Origin of the sequence: Bacillus halotolerans (genome assembly GCF_001517105.1) — a bacterium.
Classification (GTDB): Bacteria; Bacillota; Bacilli; order Bacillales; family Bacillaceae; genus Bacillus; species Bacillus halotolerans.
In genome coordinates, this window is the sequence record NZ_LPVF01000010.1 from 232,843 (window position 1) to 249,395 (window position 16,553).

Annotated in this window: 1 protein-coding gene; it reads right to left on the minus strand. The window is 46.2% G+C overall.

Going from position 1 to position 16,553, the window contains the following annotated elements; translation table 11 throughout:
* Positions 1–4: 4 nt before the first annotated feature.
* Positions 5–16,492 carry a non-ribosomal peptide synthetase gene (locus AU387_RS11840; RefSeq protein ID WP_082687906.1) on the minus strand — a complete coding sequence of 5,496 codons (16,488 nt, stop codon included), beginning with the start codon at positions 16,490–16,492 and terminating at the stop codon, positions 5–7.
* Between the last annotated feature and the right edge of the window lie 61 nt (positions 16,493–16,553).

Here is a 16,553-nt window from a genome sequence, read left to right on the forward strand (position 1 = left end):
CCTCCTATAACAGTTGTTGTATCTTTGTGCTGTCTCCCGGGTGATAGCTTCGCAGTTTCTCAATGGCGGAGCTGTGAGTTTCCGGATACACCTCAATTGTTTCGTCATTCTGTCCTGAGTCATTGTCCGTTCCGCAGTCTGCCATCTTCATCATCACAAGCTGTTTCAGCGGCCCCCCGAGCAGCAGTTCCAACGCTTCCATCGCTTCAGGGGCTTCAATAGAGCCTATGCCCGCCTGCGCCATTCTTCGCTGATAATCAGGTGAGGAAACAACACCAATGCTGCCCCAATAACTCCAATTGATCACAGCTACTGTACAAGGCCATACTTGTGAAAGCCGATGGGCAAAAGCATCCTTAAAGCTGCAGCCGGCAGCATAATTGCTCTGTCCTGAAGCTCTTGCAAATGATTGTACGGAAGAGAAAAACAAAGCAAAGTCCAACGGCTCTTTCTGGAAGACTTGAGCCATTTGCACACTTACATCCACTTTTGCAGAAAGAACATTTCTGAAACGTTCCTCATTCATATTCATCAGGCTTTGGTCTTGCAAAACGATGGCAGAATGAATGATTCCGTTGATTTCCCGATGTATTTGTTTGATGGCTGCATAAGCGCGTTCCAAGTCCTCTCGGTTTGCGGCATCAGCTTCGATGTAAAACGGAGCCGGCCCAAAACGCGCAAGTCTGTCCAGCTTGCTTTGAATGGATGTATCTTTTGTTCTTCTCCCAATCCAAACGACGTGCGCTTGGTATGTTCGAATCACATATTCGCTCCAAGCTTCTCCAATTCCGCCCGCACCGCCTATGACCACATAAACGCCTCCGTGTTTATACTTGGTGTGCACAGGCTGATTGCTGTGTACAGGGATCAGACGCTGTTTGTGCCAGGTTTTGTTTCGACACGCCCAAGTATTTCCCTCTTGGTCGAAAGGCAAGGAAAAGATTTCGGCCACCGGCCAATCTTCATTTCGATCTACATCGATCAGTTTTATCTGCCAATTTGTATATTCTTTTGCCATCGAGCCGATCAGACCGTGAAGACCGGCATCAATTGGATTGACAATGTCATGCTGATCAACACATTGCGTATTCGCTGTCACGACCGTCCAGCTTATCGTCTTTTCTCCATAGCCTAAAGAAAGCATCGCCTTAATGAGCCTGAACAGTTGAATAACGTTTTGGTTTTGGGCTTCAATCATGTCATCACCGATTTCGCACTCCGCAACATGGGAAGGAGAAATCCACACAATATGGTCAAATGCCCCTAATGCATCAAGCTGGTTTGCCAACTGATGAATCGAATCATGCGGCTTGATATGGAGCTCTTTGGCAAGCGGGAACTGTCTTTGTACAGCGTTTCTGCTGTTTTCATCCCCACCTAGAATGACAACACGCTCATCAGCAGACGGAATGATCCTGCTATTTCCCGTTTGCACTTGATCCCATACCGGCGCCATTAGAAGCGCTCCATTAAGAGACGCCTTGCTGTCAGAGGGTTTTATTTTTCCCGGGCGTTGTATGTCTTCTTCTATCACTCTTGAGGAGATGCCCCTGATTCTTACACATACCTGGCCTTGTTCATCACATAGATCAATATCCAGCCGTTGTATTCTGTCCTCGTTTGGACGCGAGGTGACAGAGACCCACATGTTTTCTGTACATGGGCTATATACTTCAAGCTCCTGCAGAGCAAAAGGCAATGAAAGCTGTTCATCTCCGGAATTCAGCTTTAACCCGATCGACGCCTGCAAAGCAGAATCCGTCATACTCGGATGAAGTACAAATTCGTTCAGCGTTTGAGATACTCCAGACGGCAGCGAAAGCTCTGCCAACGCTTGGTTACGGCCAATGTAAAGCTGCTGTATTCCTTGAAAACCAAGCCCGTATTCTATGCCGATCGCTTTAAATAACTCATAGCACTGTTCATTTGAAAGTGTGCTTTGACTGCATTGTGATTGCAGCGCGCTGATATTATGAGAAGGAATGTTTCCTGCCTCTCTTATCTCAACACTGCCCTGACTGTGTACCTTCCGTGTGTTCTCACCGTCTTCTGTAAAGATTTCAAAAGCAATTTCACCATCGTGCTGAGGATCAAGACTGATATGCACTTGGACAGGCTGACCGTCCGCCACAATCGGCTGTACCCAAACAACATTTTTTATATGAATGACAGATTGATGATCTTTGAGCCCTCGCACTGCCTGCGAAATGGCTGCATGCACCATCTCAAGATACGCGACCCCCGGCATGACCGGCTTTCCCTTCACCTTGTGGTCGTTGAAAAAGAACTCAGCGCCTGTAAAGATTGAGCTGAAACGCTGCTCTGTCAAATCAGAAGTGTTGATTTGTACTAATGGGTGCAAAACTGCTGTATCAACAGTTTTTGTCGGTGCCTTTTGTGTGATTGCCTCCTCTTTCATATCCGTTATCCAGTAGCGCTCTTTTGCAAATGGATAGGTCGGCAAGCTGATGCGGTTAGGCTGTTTTCCGTTATACATTTTATTCCAATCTATTTTTAATCCTGCTACCCATAATTCAACCAGTTTTGTATAAACTTCGGGTTCCCAGTCATTTTTGAGTGTTTTCTGAATGTCTTCGTCTGACCTGAGTGTCTGTAATATCCCTTTATTCGCCCTGCCTCTATACATGTTGGTCGCATTGGTTTGTCCTTCTATAAAGAGGTACAGTTTCTCCAGCAAATCTTGAACTGAGACAGCGATAATCCCTAATCTCTCCTCCATTGCATCGCGCCCCTCTTGGAGTGTATAAGCAATATCAGTGAGATCACGATCTGAGATTGAATGTTTGCTGATAAAATCCGCCAATTGCTGTGCTTGGTCCTTCAGGCGATCTTCTTCCTTTGCCGACAAGACAAAGATGCCCGGGTTCTGTGATGTCACTGCTAGCGCTTGTTCAGAAGGAGCAGTTTCTTTTGGAATATATTCCTCAATGACCACATGGGCATTGACACCGCCTATGCCAAATGAACTGACTCCGGCTCGGCGAGGCAGCTCCCGTCCGTTTTCATCCCGCAGCGCTTTCCATTCCCTGGATTCCCGCACGATATAAAATGGGCTGTCTTCCAACCTGATATACGGATTGATCGTCTCACTGTGCAGACTTTTTACCAGCGTTTTGTGTTTTAGCTGCAACAGGATTTTGATGACACCGGCTACACCGGCTGCGAGCGATAAATGGCCGATGTTTGTCTTCGCTGAACCCAGTCCGCAATGGCTGGCATGAACAGAAGGATCTCCCGTTTTCTCGTACAGTTCTTTAAATGCAGCCTTCAGCCCGTTAATTTCTACCGGATCGCCAAGTTCCGTTCCGGTTCCATGCGCTTCAATATACGTCACAGTTCTCGGATCGATTCCCGCCTTCAAATAAGCGGTTTTTACGACTTCTGCCTGAGCCTTCGGATTAGGCGTCGTCAGAGAATTCGCGCGGCCTCCGTGATTTACCGCACTTCCTTTGATCACACCGTAAATATGATCGCCGTCGCGTTCCGCCGCCTTTAGTTTTTTCACGAAGAGGATGCCTGCACCTTCACTGACCGCAAATCCATCGGCTTTATCAGAGAACGTTTTGCATTTTCCTTCTTTGCTCAGAGCCCCTGCTTTATCGTAGGCAATGTGGCCTTGCGGTGTGACAACCGTGTTGACGCCTCCCGCGATCGCCATTTCACAGTTTCCAGCTTCAATTGCACAAACTGCATGATGAATGGCGACCAGTGAGCTTGAACATGCCGTGTCAATCGGTTCGCTCGGTCCATGAATGTTCAGAAAATAACTGACTCTATTCGGTCCGGCAGAAGGACTCATATTAGCAGCCGCTGAGCCTTCGATATCTACATTTGAGAGAAGAGAGCTGTATCCCGTGTTCCCAGTACCGATGAATAAGCCCGTTTTGGTTCCTGATAGGCTTTGGGCTGAATGTCCCGCTTCTTCTATCGCTTTCCAAGCATAGGTCATTAATAGACGCTGCTGAGGCTCCATCTGCTCAGCCTCCAACGGAGAAATGCCGAAGAACAACGGATCAAAGTCGGCTACTCCATCAATAAAACCGCCCCATTTGACGTTCGTTTTATTTGCTTCTTTTAGCGGGTCTCCGTAGTACTCACGCCAATCCCAGCGGTCTTTTGGAACCTCTGTTATACAATCTGTTCCTTCTTTCAAATTCATCCAGTACTCCTCAACATCCTTTGCTTTTGGGAAAACTCCGCTCATCCCTACAATGGCAATGGGTTCGGGCTCAGGCGCATGCTCGGCTGCCTTCTTCACTGGCAGCTCCTTCGGTTTGCCAAAACGGTTTTCGGTTGAAAACCTGATGTCTTTCATGGCTTTTTCCGCAGGCTGTACAGGCAGATCCTCCTTGACAGGCACTGCAAATTGCGCAGAGAATGTATTTTGATATTCTGCTGATAAATACACGGCAAATGCAGAAACAGTTGCATGCTCAAAGAAAATTGTAGGGGTCAGATCCAGCTTGTATTGTTCATTCAATATATTAGCGAATTCAGTCAAAGTGATTGAATCAAATCCATATTGATTAAACTCCATATCCGGATCAATCTCTTCAGTTTTGATTTTGAGCAATTGAGAGATTGCTTGCTTTAAAATGTCTTGTATTTGGTCCAATAAGCTGTCTTGATCCATTCTTGCTATCTGGGTCACAGGCTCTTGCGCTGGTTTATTCGGAACATCTTCAGAAGACGGCTTTTGAGACAGCTTTTCTCTCATCATGTCTTTGATACCTTCCATGACAATGACGTTATCTTTACCAAAAGCCAATCCTTTATAAAGTGCCTGAATGCCGGTTTCAGTTCGCATAGCCGTAACGCCCGTATTTTTCATTGTCATTTTTTCAGTTTCTTTATTTACACGCATGCCGCCCTCTTTCCACAGCGGCCAATTGATCGACAATGTTTGGCCGTGTCTGTACATGGCGGTCACAAGCGCATTACGATAAGCGGCATAGCTGTCCATAAATGCATTAGCCATCGCATAATCCGCCTGTCCCGCGCTGCCGGTGACACTAGATATGGAAGAGAAAAGGATAAAGAAATCTAACGCGAGATGCTCGGTTGCCTCATCCACATTTACGAGCCCTTTTACCTTAGGAGCGAGGACCTGCTTAAGTTCTTCATTTGTTTTATTCATGAGATAGTTGTCTTTAAGCAGTCCAGCACTGTGAATCACGCCATGCAAATCGCCATAATCAGCTGTGATCCTTGTGATTAACTCGGACGCAGCCTCCGTTTGAGTCACATCAACCCGTCTGTACTCTGTACGGGCACCTAAACGCTGCAGCTCGCTAAGCTGTGATTGCTGATCAGCGCTAAGCGCGGACCTGCCTGTAAGAATCAAAACAGGCTGTTTGACTTGGCTTGCAATTTCTTTCGCAAAAATAAATCCAAGTCCTCCTGCGCCGCCTGTGATGAGGTACACACCCTTATCCTTCCACGGCAATCTGATTTCACGGTCAGGCGTATGAATTTCATTTAATTCATTGATGTACCGTTTGCCTTTTTCATATTTAATGCGCTGATCTCCTGTGTTTCTTTTATTCTCTTGGACTATGTCTGCGATCCTATTCATAGTTTCGTTTGTATCGATTTCAATCGTCTGGCCGATCAGCTTTGTATTCTCCAGCCCGGCCGTTTTAAGGAGCGCCGAAAGTCCTGAGAAAGAGTAATGCTTTCTTTGCGCGGAGGTAAGCATTTGGATCAGAACATGGCCTTGCGGCTTGCTTTTGAGGATACTCTGTATCGTCTCAAGCGCTTGTTCGGCATAATCTTGGAATCGCTCTGCCAGACCCTCCCGGTAAGACTCCAATACTATACATTCCGCTCCTTTGAGCTTTGATTCAATGCTGTCTTTTGAGAGTCCGTTCATTTCACACAGCATGATAATATGCCGTTCATATTCTGGTTCCGGACCGTCTTTGTCGATCTCCCTAGACATCCATTTTTCCTCAAACATCAAAGTTTCCATCGTTTGGTCAGACTCTGCTGATCTAGGATCGCTTTCTGCCGCTCTGAAAGACAAACCTTTTAACCGTACGCAAACATTGCCGTTCTCATCTAAGATATCGATATCCCGCTTTTGCACCTTATCAGTCGATTTGCTGCCTTCACTGTATCTGGCGTATACCCACATGTTCGAGGAACATGTCCCGAAGACTTCAAGCTCTTGAACCGCAAAAGGCAGCGTCAGCCGGTTATCTCCTGCGCCTGTCAAAATGCTGGATGCCTGTAAAGCGGAGTCCATCAGACCCGGATGCATGCTGAATTGGCTAATTGTATCTAAAACAGAAGGATGCAATGACAATCTTGCCAATACAAAATGTTCAGCTGTATAAATCTTTTCTACACCGCGATAAGCTGGACCGTAGTCAAAACCAATCATTTTATAGGTGTCGTATACTTCGTTTACGGAGAAATGAGTTTGCTGACACTTATTTCGCAGGGATGCTAAATCAATGACCGGCGTATCCGCAGCAGGATGTAATTCAGCTCCGCCTTGACTGTATACAATTGGTTTGTCACCGGCTGTTTCCGGGTTGCCGTAGATTTCATACGTAATGTCACCATACTCCTCCGGAAAAAGCCTGATGTGTACTTGCAGCGGCTGCTCCCCGACTACAATCGGCCGCACCCACACTGTGTTTTTGAGCGTAATGCGATACTGACCGTTTTGTACCTCTGCAGCCTGCTCAATGGCAGCTCGCGCCATTTCAAGATGGGCCACTCCCGGCAAGATCCGTTGGCCTTTGACAACATGATCTGCAAGGAAAAACTCTTCTCCCGTATAGATTGAGCTAAACCGCTGTTCCGAGAGATTCGAAGTGTTTTGATGCATTAATGGATGTAACACAGATGCGCTGATGTGAGATGCTTTTTTGTCGGCTTTAACGCTTCCCCTTTTTGCGACATAATCAGAAATCCAGTAACGGTCTTTCGCAAACGGATATGTCGGCAAGCTGATGCGATGCGGCTCATTCTCGCCATACAGCTTCGCCCAGTCCACATCAAGCCCTTTCACCCATAATTCCAGCAGTTTTGCATACTTTCCGCGCTTCATCCATTTTTCAACCGCTTCTTGAATTTCTTCATCTTCCGTCAGCATTTGCAGCGTTCCTTTATCAATCCGCCCTCTATATACATCCTCCACATTATTTTTGCCGGCTGCATAGTCTTTTAGCTTGTCTTGCAAATCCTCAATTGACCCGGAAATGATCCCCAGCCGTTCTTCCATCGCGTCTCGCCCGGCTTGCAGTGTATAAGCAATATTTGCGAGATCTTCGTTTTTGTAAATATGCTGGTCTAACGCTTCAGCCAGCTGCTGTGCGTATTCTTTCAGTCTTGCTTCATTTTTAGCTGATAGGACGAAAATACCTGGATGTTCAGAAGTGATCGACGTTATGCTGCCAGCGTCCGCCTTCGGAATATATTCCTCGATGAGCACGTGGGCATTTACCCCGCCGATACCAAATGAACTGACGCCTGCACGGCGAGGCAGATCCTGCCCCTGCTCATTCTGTAGCGCTTTCCATTCTTCTGTTTCCCGAACGATATAAAATGGGCTGTTTTCAAGCTGAATATACGGATTGACAGGCTCGCAATGGAGACTTTTCACTAAGGTTTTGTGTTTAAGCTGCATTAAAATTTTAATAATTCCTGCTGCACCGGCTGCAAGCGATAAATGACCGATGTTTGTCTTCGCTGAACCGAGGCCGCAATAATGATTGGCAGAAGTGTCTCCTTCTTTTACACCCAGCCCTTTAAAAGCCGCTTTCAATCCGTTAATTTCAACCGGATCTCCAAGCTCCGTACCTGTTCCGTGCGCCTCAATGTACGTCACCGTTTTGGGATCGATTCCCGCCTTTTGGAATGCCGTTTGTATGACTTCCGCCTGGGCCTTCGGATTAGGCGTCGTTAAAGACGCCGCACGCCCCCCATGGTTCACTGCGCTTCCTTTTATCACTCCATAAATATGGTCTCCCGCTTCCTCGGCCGCTTTTAACTTCTTCAGAAACAGTATGCCGGCTCCTTCCCCATGAGCAAAACCATCAGCTCGATTTGAGAACGTCTTGCATTTGCCTTCTTTGCTCAGGGCACCCGCTTTATCAAAGCTGATATACACCTCAGGCAGAATAATCGTATTAACGCCGCCGGCTAATGCCATTTCACAAGTGCCTTCCTCGATTGAGGAAATGGCGTGATGGATCGCTACCAATGAACTGGAGCACGCCGTATCAATAGGTTCACTCGGCCCATGCAGATTAAGGAAATAACTGACACGATTCGGACCGACTGACGGGCTCGTGTTAGCTGCCGCTGACCCTTCTATTGCCGAGTTCGCTTTAGAGAAAAGAGAACTGTATCCTGTATTACCCGTTCCGATGAAGACGCCTGTTTTTGTGCCTGACAGACTTTTTGCCGAATACCCTGCATCTTCAATCGCTTTCCATGCGTAAGTCAATAATAAGCGTTGCTGCGGCTCCATTTGTTCAGCTTCACGCGGGGAAATGCCAAAGAATAATGGGTCGAATTCCGCAATGCCGTCAATAAAACCTCCCCATCTTACATTCGTTTTATTGGCTTCCTTCGCAGGGTCCCCTTCATATTCGCGCCAATCCCAGCGGTCTTTCGGAATTTCCGTCATGCAGTCCTTGCCTTCTTTTAAGTTCTTCCAGTAGGCATCCACATCTTTTGCCATAGGAAAAATGCCGCTTATTCCGACGATTGCGATTGGCTCGGGCCCGGATTCACTCTGTATGGTTGCCGGATGCATAACCGGCTGCTTTCGGCGTCTTTTTGAGGTGCCATGTATGGTTTTATCCTGTTCAAATGCAGGCTGAGCCTGAACCTTAGACCTGGTGCGTACAGCAAATGTTTTCGCAAATACCGCTTGATATTCTTCTGACAAATGCTTGCCGAACTCATGGATCGTCGGATGGTCAAAAAAGACGGTTGGCGTCAGCGCCAGTTTATATGCCCGATTGATATGGTTGGTGAATTCCGTCATAGAAATGGAGTCAAACCCATACACCGTCATTTCGGCATGGTCATCAATCGTTTCAAATGGAACCTTTAATAGCTTGGCGACCTCCCGCTTTAACATCGCCTTTACTTTATCCAGCAAACTCCCTGTGTCAATGCTCTTTGCCGGTTCAGTCATGCTTTCTGTTTCCCTCTTTTCAATAGGTGCTGAGGCGGTTTTTGACAGCATGTTTTGTTTTATCTTCTGAACGTTTCCTTCCATCACCATGACCTGGCTTGCCTCACTATTGAACGCTTGATAAAAAGCCTGTATGCCTTGTTTTGCTTCCAGAGGAACAATTCCGGCCAGCTGCACAAGTCTTTTCTCCGTTTCACGATCGACCTTCATGCCGCCCTCTTTCCATAATGGCCAGTTTACAGAAAGCGTTTTGCCATGCCGTTGACCCTGTTCGGCTAGCGTACTGCGGTAACCGGCATACATATCCATAAATACATTGGCTGCCGCATAGTCAGCCTGACCAATGCTGCCTAAACTTCCCGAAAGAGATGAAAAGAGAATGAAAACATCCAATGCCAAATCCTTGCTGGCTTCATCCAGGTGAACGAGTCCTTTTACTTTAGGCGCCAGCACGTCATGCAAATCTTCTGCTGATTTCTTGGCCAAATAGCTATCTTTAATAATTCCCGCGCTATGAAGAATGCCATCAAGACGGCCATGTTCTTTCTGGATATTGTTCATTAACTGGTACACTGCGATTTTATCGGCAACATCCATTTGCTGATAGGTGATCTCGGCCCCTATGGCGCGAAGCTCTTCAATCTTCCCTCTTTTATTATCATTCAGAGGTGAACGGCCCGTCAGAACGACTGTCGCATTTTTCGTTTGTTCAGCAATTTCTTTTGCGAACATAAGGCCTAAGCCACCGGCACCGCCTGTGATGAGGTAAACGCCGCCGTCTTTCCACGGCATGCTGATGTTACGGCTTGCCGCTTTCATTTCACTCCAATCTGCAATAAATCGTGTGCCGTTTTGATATCTGATATGGGTGCCGCTGCTTATTTGATTTTCTTTCAGTTTGCGGGCGATGCTTTCCCCGCTTTCTTCACTGCTGATTTCAATCATTTGTCCGGTCAGCTTAGCCGTTTCTAATTCGGCCGTTTTCAGCAGCCCGGTCAATCCAGAAAACAATCGCTGCTCGCCTTCTGCGGAGGTCACGATCTGAATCAGAATATCTCCTTTCGGTTTCTCGCGAATCAGCGCTTGCACTTTTCTAAACACCTGTTCCGTATACGAATGAAAACGCCCATCCACTGAAGCAGGCCTTGCTTCCAGGATGAAGACATGGACATGCTCCATTTCTGCTTCGATCTTTTTTCTTATATCCTGATCACATTCACAGAGGAACACGAGATGCTCTGCATATTCTTTATCCGCTGTTCCGCCAGCCTTTTGTTCTTTCCAAACGGGCTGAAGCAGTAAGGTTTCTGAATGTGATGATTCTGTTTGTATGTCATTCTCCATCACTCTCGTCGAAAATCCCTTCATCCGTATACAAACGCTGCCATGCTCATCGCATAGATCAATATCAACTTTCTGTATCAGATCGCCCGGTTTATTATTTGAATTGAATTGAACATAAACCCACATATCAGAAACGCATTCATGAAAGACTTCAAGCTCCTCTAAAGCAAATGGCAGCGCGGCTTTAAAGTCTTCACTGTCAGAAAGCTCCGCCCTGGTGACGTTTTGCAGATATTCAGCCGCCTGTAACGCCCCATCCAATAAACTTGGATGAAGAGCATAATCGGCTGCTGTATGAGAGACAGATCCCGGCAGCGATAATTTGGCGAGCAGCTGGCCGTCTCCTTTATAAACGGTCTCCACACTCTTGTATCCGGGACCGTAATCGGCTCCGATCATGCCTTCATAAAATAAGGAGGTGTCCATGAAGCCTTGATTACATTGATTCTTTATCGCCTCTAGATCCAATACCTCCGCATGCTTTGGCTGAAATAATTCCGCTATGCCCTGGTTATATACAATTGGGTCTGCGTCAGCGGATTCCGGTTCACCATACATCCGATAAAGAATATGTCCGCCGTCTTCATCATAGAGCCCGATGTTTACTGTAACCGGCTCATCTCCCGCTACAACCGGACGCATCCAAACCACATGTTTCAGGCGGATTCCGGATTCCTCATCATCTAAACCGCCAATTCCTTGCTCTATAGCGGCTCTTGCCATTTCAAGCGTGACAGCTGCAGGCAAAATCGCCATCCCTTTAATGATATGCTCAGCAATAAAATACTCCTGTCCTGTGAAGCAGGAGCTGAACCGCTGCTCCGATAAAACAGATGTATTCTGGTGCACCAAAGGATGCAAGCGTGGTTCAGCTGTTTTACGATTGCCCGTGCTGATGTCAGGCCAGTACCGTTCTTCAGCAAAAGGATATGTCGGCAGACTCATGCGGCGCGGCTTCGCATTCGGGTAAAGATGGCGCCATTCAACCTGAAAACCTTTGGCCCACACTTCGGCAAGCTTCTTCAGTTTGCCTTTGGACATCCATGAAGCAACCAGTTCTTCCGTTTCCTCATCCCCAAGCAAGAGATCAGCGGATTTCACTCGCGTTTTTTCTCCTTGAATACAGCCTTCTGTCAACGGTTGTCCATTCACAAAACGCTCCAGCTGCAGCTTCCATTCTTCCAAATCGCTCGCCATAAAAATAACTCTTGTGTCCATCGCCTCCCGGCCGATCTGGAAGGTGTATGCCAAATCCCTTAAAGAGTGTTGTGTCAGATCATTTTGACTGACAAATGTCAGCAATTCCTTTACATATGCTTGCAGCCGCTCCCTGTTCTTTGCCGATACCGGAATGAGGTACGGAGGATTTCCTTCGTTATCCGCTCTTGTATCTTGGGCATTTTCATATTGTTCGAATATGGCATGAGCGTTCGTTCCGCCAAGCCCAAACGAGCTCAGCGCTGCCCGATGTACACCTTGATTTTTCTGTAATAATTTTCGTTCGCGGACAACATAAAATGGAGAGCTGTCAAAGTGAATATTAGGATTCGGCTCCTGGCAGTTGATAGTTGGCGCAAGTTCGTTATGAGATAAGCTCATGGCAACCTTAATGCAGCCGGCTAACCCTGCGGCAGTATCCAAATGTCCGATATTGGTTTTCACCGAACCAATTCCGCAAAATTGTGTTTTGTCCGTGTATTGCCTGTACACTTTGTTTAAGGCGGAAATTTCAATAGGGTCGCCTAATTTAGTCCCTGTACCGTGTGCTTCAATGTAGCTGATCGTTTCAGGATGGATATCTGTTTCGTCCAATACGCTCTGTATGACCTCTGTTTGGCCTTTTACGCTAGGTGCATAAAAGCCGGCCTTATCAGCTCCGTCATTATTGATTCCTATTCCGCGCATGATGGCGTAAATATGGTCTCCGTCTCTTACCGCATCCACAGCTTTTTTCAATAGGACGACAGCTACACCTTCTCCTCCAGCCATTCCGTCAGCTGCGGCGTCAAATGCCTTAACATGCCCGTCACTTGAAAAATTCAATCCGTTTTGATGCACATAGCCTATTCCTGACTGCGCGTGCAAGGTTGCGCCTCCAACAAGCGCGTATTCAGATTCACCAGCTGTTAGACTTTTGTACGCTTGATACAAACCTACTAGTGAAGAAGAACAATTGGAATGAACAAAGTAGCTTGGCCCCTTTAATCCGAGTTTGTGCGAGATCATCGTCGGGATCGTTCCGCTTTGGGCTAATACCCATGAGACATAGCCATCCGGAGATTCATGTCCTTCTGTTCTCTCCTTCGGCAATAACGTTCTGTAGGAATTGTTGCTTGCAGACATATATACACTTGTTTCCGGAATCTCTTTTGCCACATAGCCCGCATCCTCAATTGCTTTCCATGAATGCAGCAATAAGAGACGAAGCTGAGGGTCCATAAACTCAGCATCTTTAGGAGAGATTTGAAAGAAACCTGGGTCAAACAAATCTTTTCCCTCAATCACAGATTGCACAGGAACGTAATCAGGATGTTGAATTAATTCTTCAGGCACTCCGTATTCTCGCAGTTCTTCTTTTGAAAAAAATTGAATACTTTCCTTGCCTTCTTTAATTTGATTCCAGAACTCATGATGATTTTTCGCTCCCGGAAACTGGCAGGAGATTCCCACAATGGCAATACTGTCTTCAAAATACAACGGCAGCGCTTGCTGCTCCGTCTGTTCCGTTTGTTTCACCCTCTTCACATTCTGCTTGCTTTCATTTTGAGGTATGTCCGCCGCATCTGTGTTTTTCATTTCAATAATGTATTGGCTGCTGGCCCGGATATTGGCGTACTCGAACAGCTCCGTTACACTGAATTCACAGTCAAATTCTTTTTGGATTCGTTCCGCCACGGCCACGGCAAGAAGTGAATCGCCTCCCACATCGAAAAATCCGTCCTCTGGCCCAAAACCGCTGACTTTCAGCATATCCTCCCAAATGAGCTGCACTTTTCCCTCTACTTCTGATAACTGTAAATGTTGTGTTTTTCTATGATTTAAAATGACCTTCCGATGTTCCAATTCCTTGCGGTTCACTTTCCCGCTTGGTGTTAACGGCATTTCATCCAGGCGGATAAAGTGCGCAGGTATCATATATTCCGGCAGGCTGGATTTCAGGCAGCGGCGCAAATCGTTTAGATCGATAGGCGGATGTCCAATTTGCTCCGTATAATATGCAGCCAGCTTTTTATGTCCTTCCAGCTGCTTGACCACTACTGCCTGATCTAAAATGCCCGGATATTCACTCAGTTTCGTTTCTATTGCACCTAATTCAATTCGGAAACCTCGGATTTTAACCTGGCTGTCAATGCGGCCTAAATATTCAATATTCCCGTCAGGCAGCCATCTTGCTGAATCACCGGATTTATAAAGCTTGGTCCCAGCTTCAAACGGATTGTCAATAAATGTTTCCGCTGTCAGGCCAGGCTGGTTATAATAGCCCCTTGCCAATCCGTCGCCTGCGATACAAAGCTCACCAGGTTTTCCGATCGGAACAGGCTTTAAATGCTGGTCCACGATATAAATCTTCGTATTGGATACAGGCTTGCCGATTGGCGTATGATGACTGGCGATATCTCCTGTTCCGCATCCGAAATAAGTCGCGTAAATGGAGGCTTCTGTTGGTCCGTAAATATTTTCAACACGGCAGTTTTTAAAGATGGATACTGCCTTTTTCACCAATTCCTTAGGAAAGGCTTCTCCTGCAACCATCATGTATTTGATTGGTCCTTCTTCAGTAAATTTCCTGTTGTCTTTTGCCGTTTCTAAAAATACATGCAGCATGGCAGGGACAAAATTAACATGGGTCACATGATATTTTTCAATCACATCCATGCACAGCTGCGGTGATTTCTCTCCATCTGGCGGAAGAATAATAAGGCGGCCATTTCCGATAAACCAGCCGAATATTTCCGATATGGATACGTCGAAAACATAGTTCGTCTTTAATAAATAAGCGTCCCCAGCAGTGACAGGATACTGGGATTCAAGAAAATTCAGCGTATTCATAATGCTCTGATGCTCTACCATGACTCCTTTAGGCTGTCCCGTACTGCCCGAGGTGTAAATGATATATGCGAGATGATGGGGTTTGACTTCTCGTTTCAATTCACTTTTTTGTTGAGCAGTGTCCGTTTGACTGCAAGCCAAATCGATATTGATGACTTTTACATTGTCATCAGTTATCTTGTTTACTTTGTCATGAGCTTTAGATTGTGTAAGGACAATGGACGCTTCACTGTCTTTGAGCATGTACGCTAATCGTTCTTGAGGGAAGTTCGGATCTAGAGGCACATACGCCCCGCCAGCTTTCAGAATCCCTAAAATTCCGATCAGCATATCAAACGAACGCTCTGCACAAATCCCTACCGGTCGTTCTGGTCCAGCCCCCTGTGCTTGAAGGTAAATGGCCAGCGATGTGCTTTTTTGATCTAATTCCTTATATGTAAGAGTCTCCTCTTCGAATACGACCGCTATCGCATCGGGGGTTTTTTTCGCTTTTTCCTCAAAAATCTCATGTATGCACTTGTCTTTGGAGTCATTTGTCTTTGTCGCATTCCATTGCTCGAACAAGCTGATTTGTTCCTGATCTAGCTGTAAAGAGTATGTTTCAAGTGATAAAGACGGATCGTTAATGATGTTCTCAGTGAGTTTGATGTAGTTCTCCATCATTCTTTCAATGGAAGATAATTCATATATATCAGGGTTATACAGAAGATGAAGCACTGTTTCGTTTTCTTGTTCATACACTTCCAGTGCCAGCTCGAATTCCCCTTCTTGCCGAATGTCCTCGATATATTTGATGCCAAGAGCTTGATATTGCTTCAGCATTTTTTGTAAGCCTGCTGTCTGAAAGAAATTCTGGTAGAGAAAGGCTGTTTGAAAAATCGGAGAATCCGCTGCTGAGCGGTCTACATTCAGTTCTCTTACCAGTGCCGGAAACGGGTATGCCGCATGGTCAAGTCCGTCTGCCACTGTCAGCTGCAGGTCTCGAAGGAACTCTTGACATGTTTGGGTTCCTATCTCTTTACTCCGAACAGCCATCATATTAATAAAGTACCCAATGATCGATTCAAAACCGTCTTCAGGCCGCCCCATTGTCGGGACTCCGACAATGATGTCCTTTTGTTTTGTATAGTGATGCAGCAGCACTTTATAAATACAAAGATACACAACAGATTCGTTCACATCATGAGAACGGGCTAACGACTTTATTTGCTTGCTCAGGTTATGAGGGAGCAAGCTTTTGTAAGCTTGCCCCTTATATTTTTGTGCTGAAGGACGGGGACGGTCGGCCGGCAGCTCAAGAATAGGCAGCGTTCCGGACAGCTGCTCTTTCCAATAAGCAAGGTGCTCAGCCCCTTCTCTAGCGCCCAGCATACGATTTTCCCAGTCAACAAAGTCAGGATAATCGGCCGGTAAAGTCTGCAGCACCAGCTCTTCGCCTCGCAGCAATTGTTGATACGCCTCTAAAAGCGTCGATATAAATGTCAGCATTGACACACCGTCAAATATAATATGATGAACCGTGATAAGCACAATGCATGCCTCATTTGACTGATGAAACAGATATGTGCGCATTAACGGACCTGTTTCCAGATGAAAAGGTTCTTTAGCTTTTTCTTTTAGGCAGGGCAATACCTCAGCTGAATGCATAGCTGAGATATCCGCTTCCTCAAAATGAAGAGCCTGCGACGGCTGAACCGTTTGATATGGAATGCCATTTTCCTCTTGAATCACACTCGTTAAAACAGGATATTGTTTCTGTACAAACAGAAGGGCTTGCTTGAACGTCTCGACATGTAATTTTTTGCTGACGCGAAAGCATAAAGGAATATTATATGCGCCCATATCAGGAGACATTTTTTGAAGCATCCATAACCCTTTTTGACCTTCTGAAAGCGGGCTTTTCAACTGACGCTTCATACTTTGAAGATGTTCTTCTACCTCAGTAATCGTTAATTCTCCTGATCTGTAGGCATCGAGA

Excerpts from the sequence above, each read along its gene's own strand:
- AU387_RS11840 (WP_082687906.1), bottom strand. The coding sequence starts at position 16,492 with ATGAAGCGTCAGTTGAAAAGCCCGCTTTCAGAAGGTCAAAAAGGGTTA.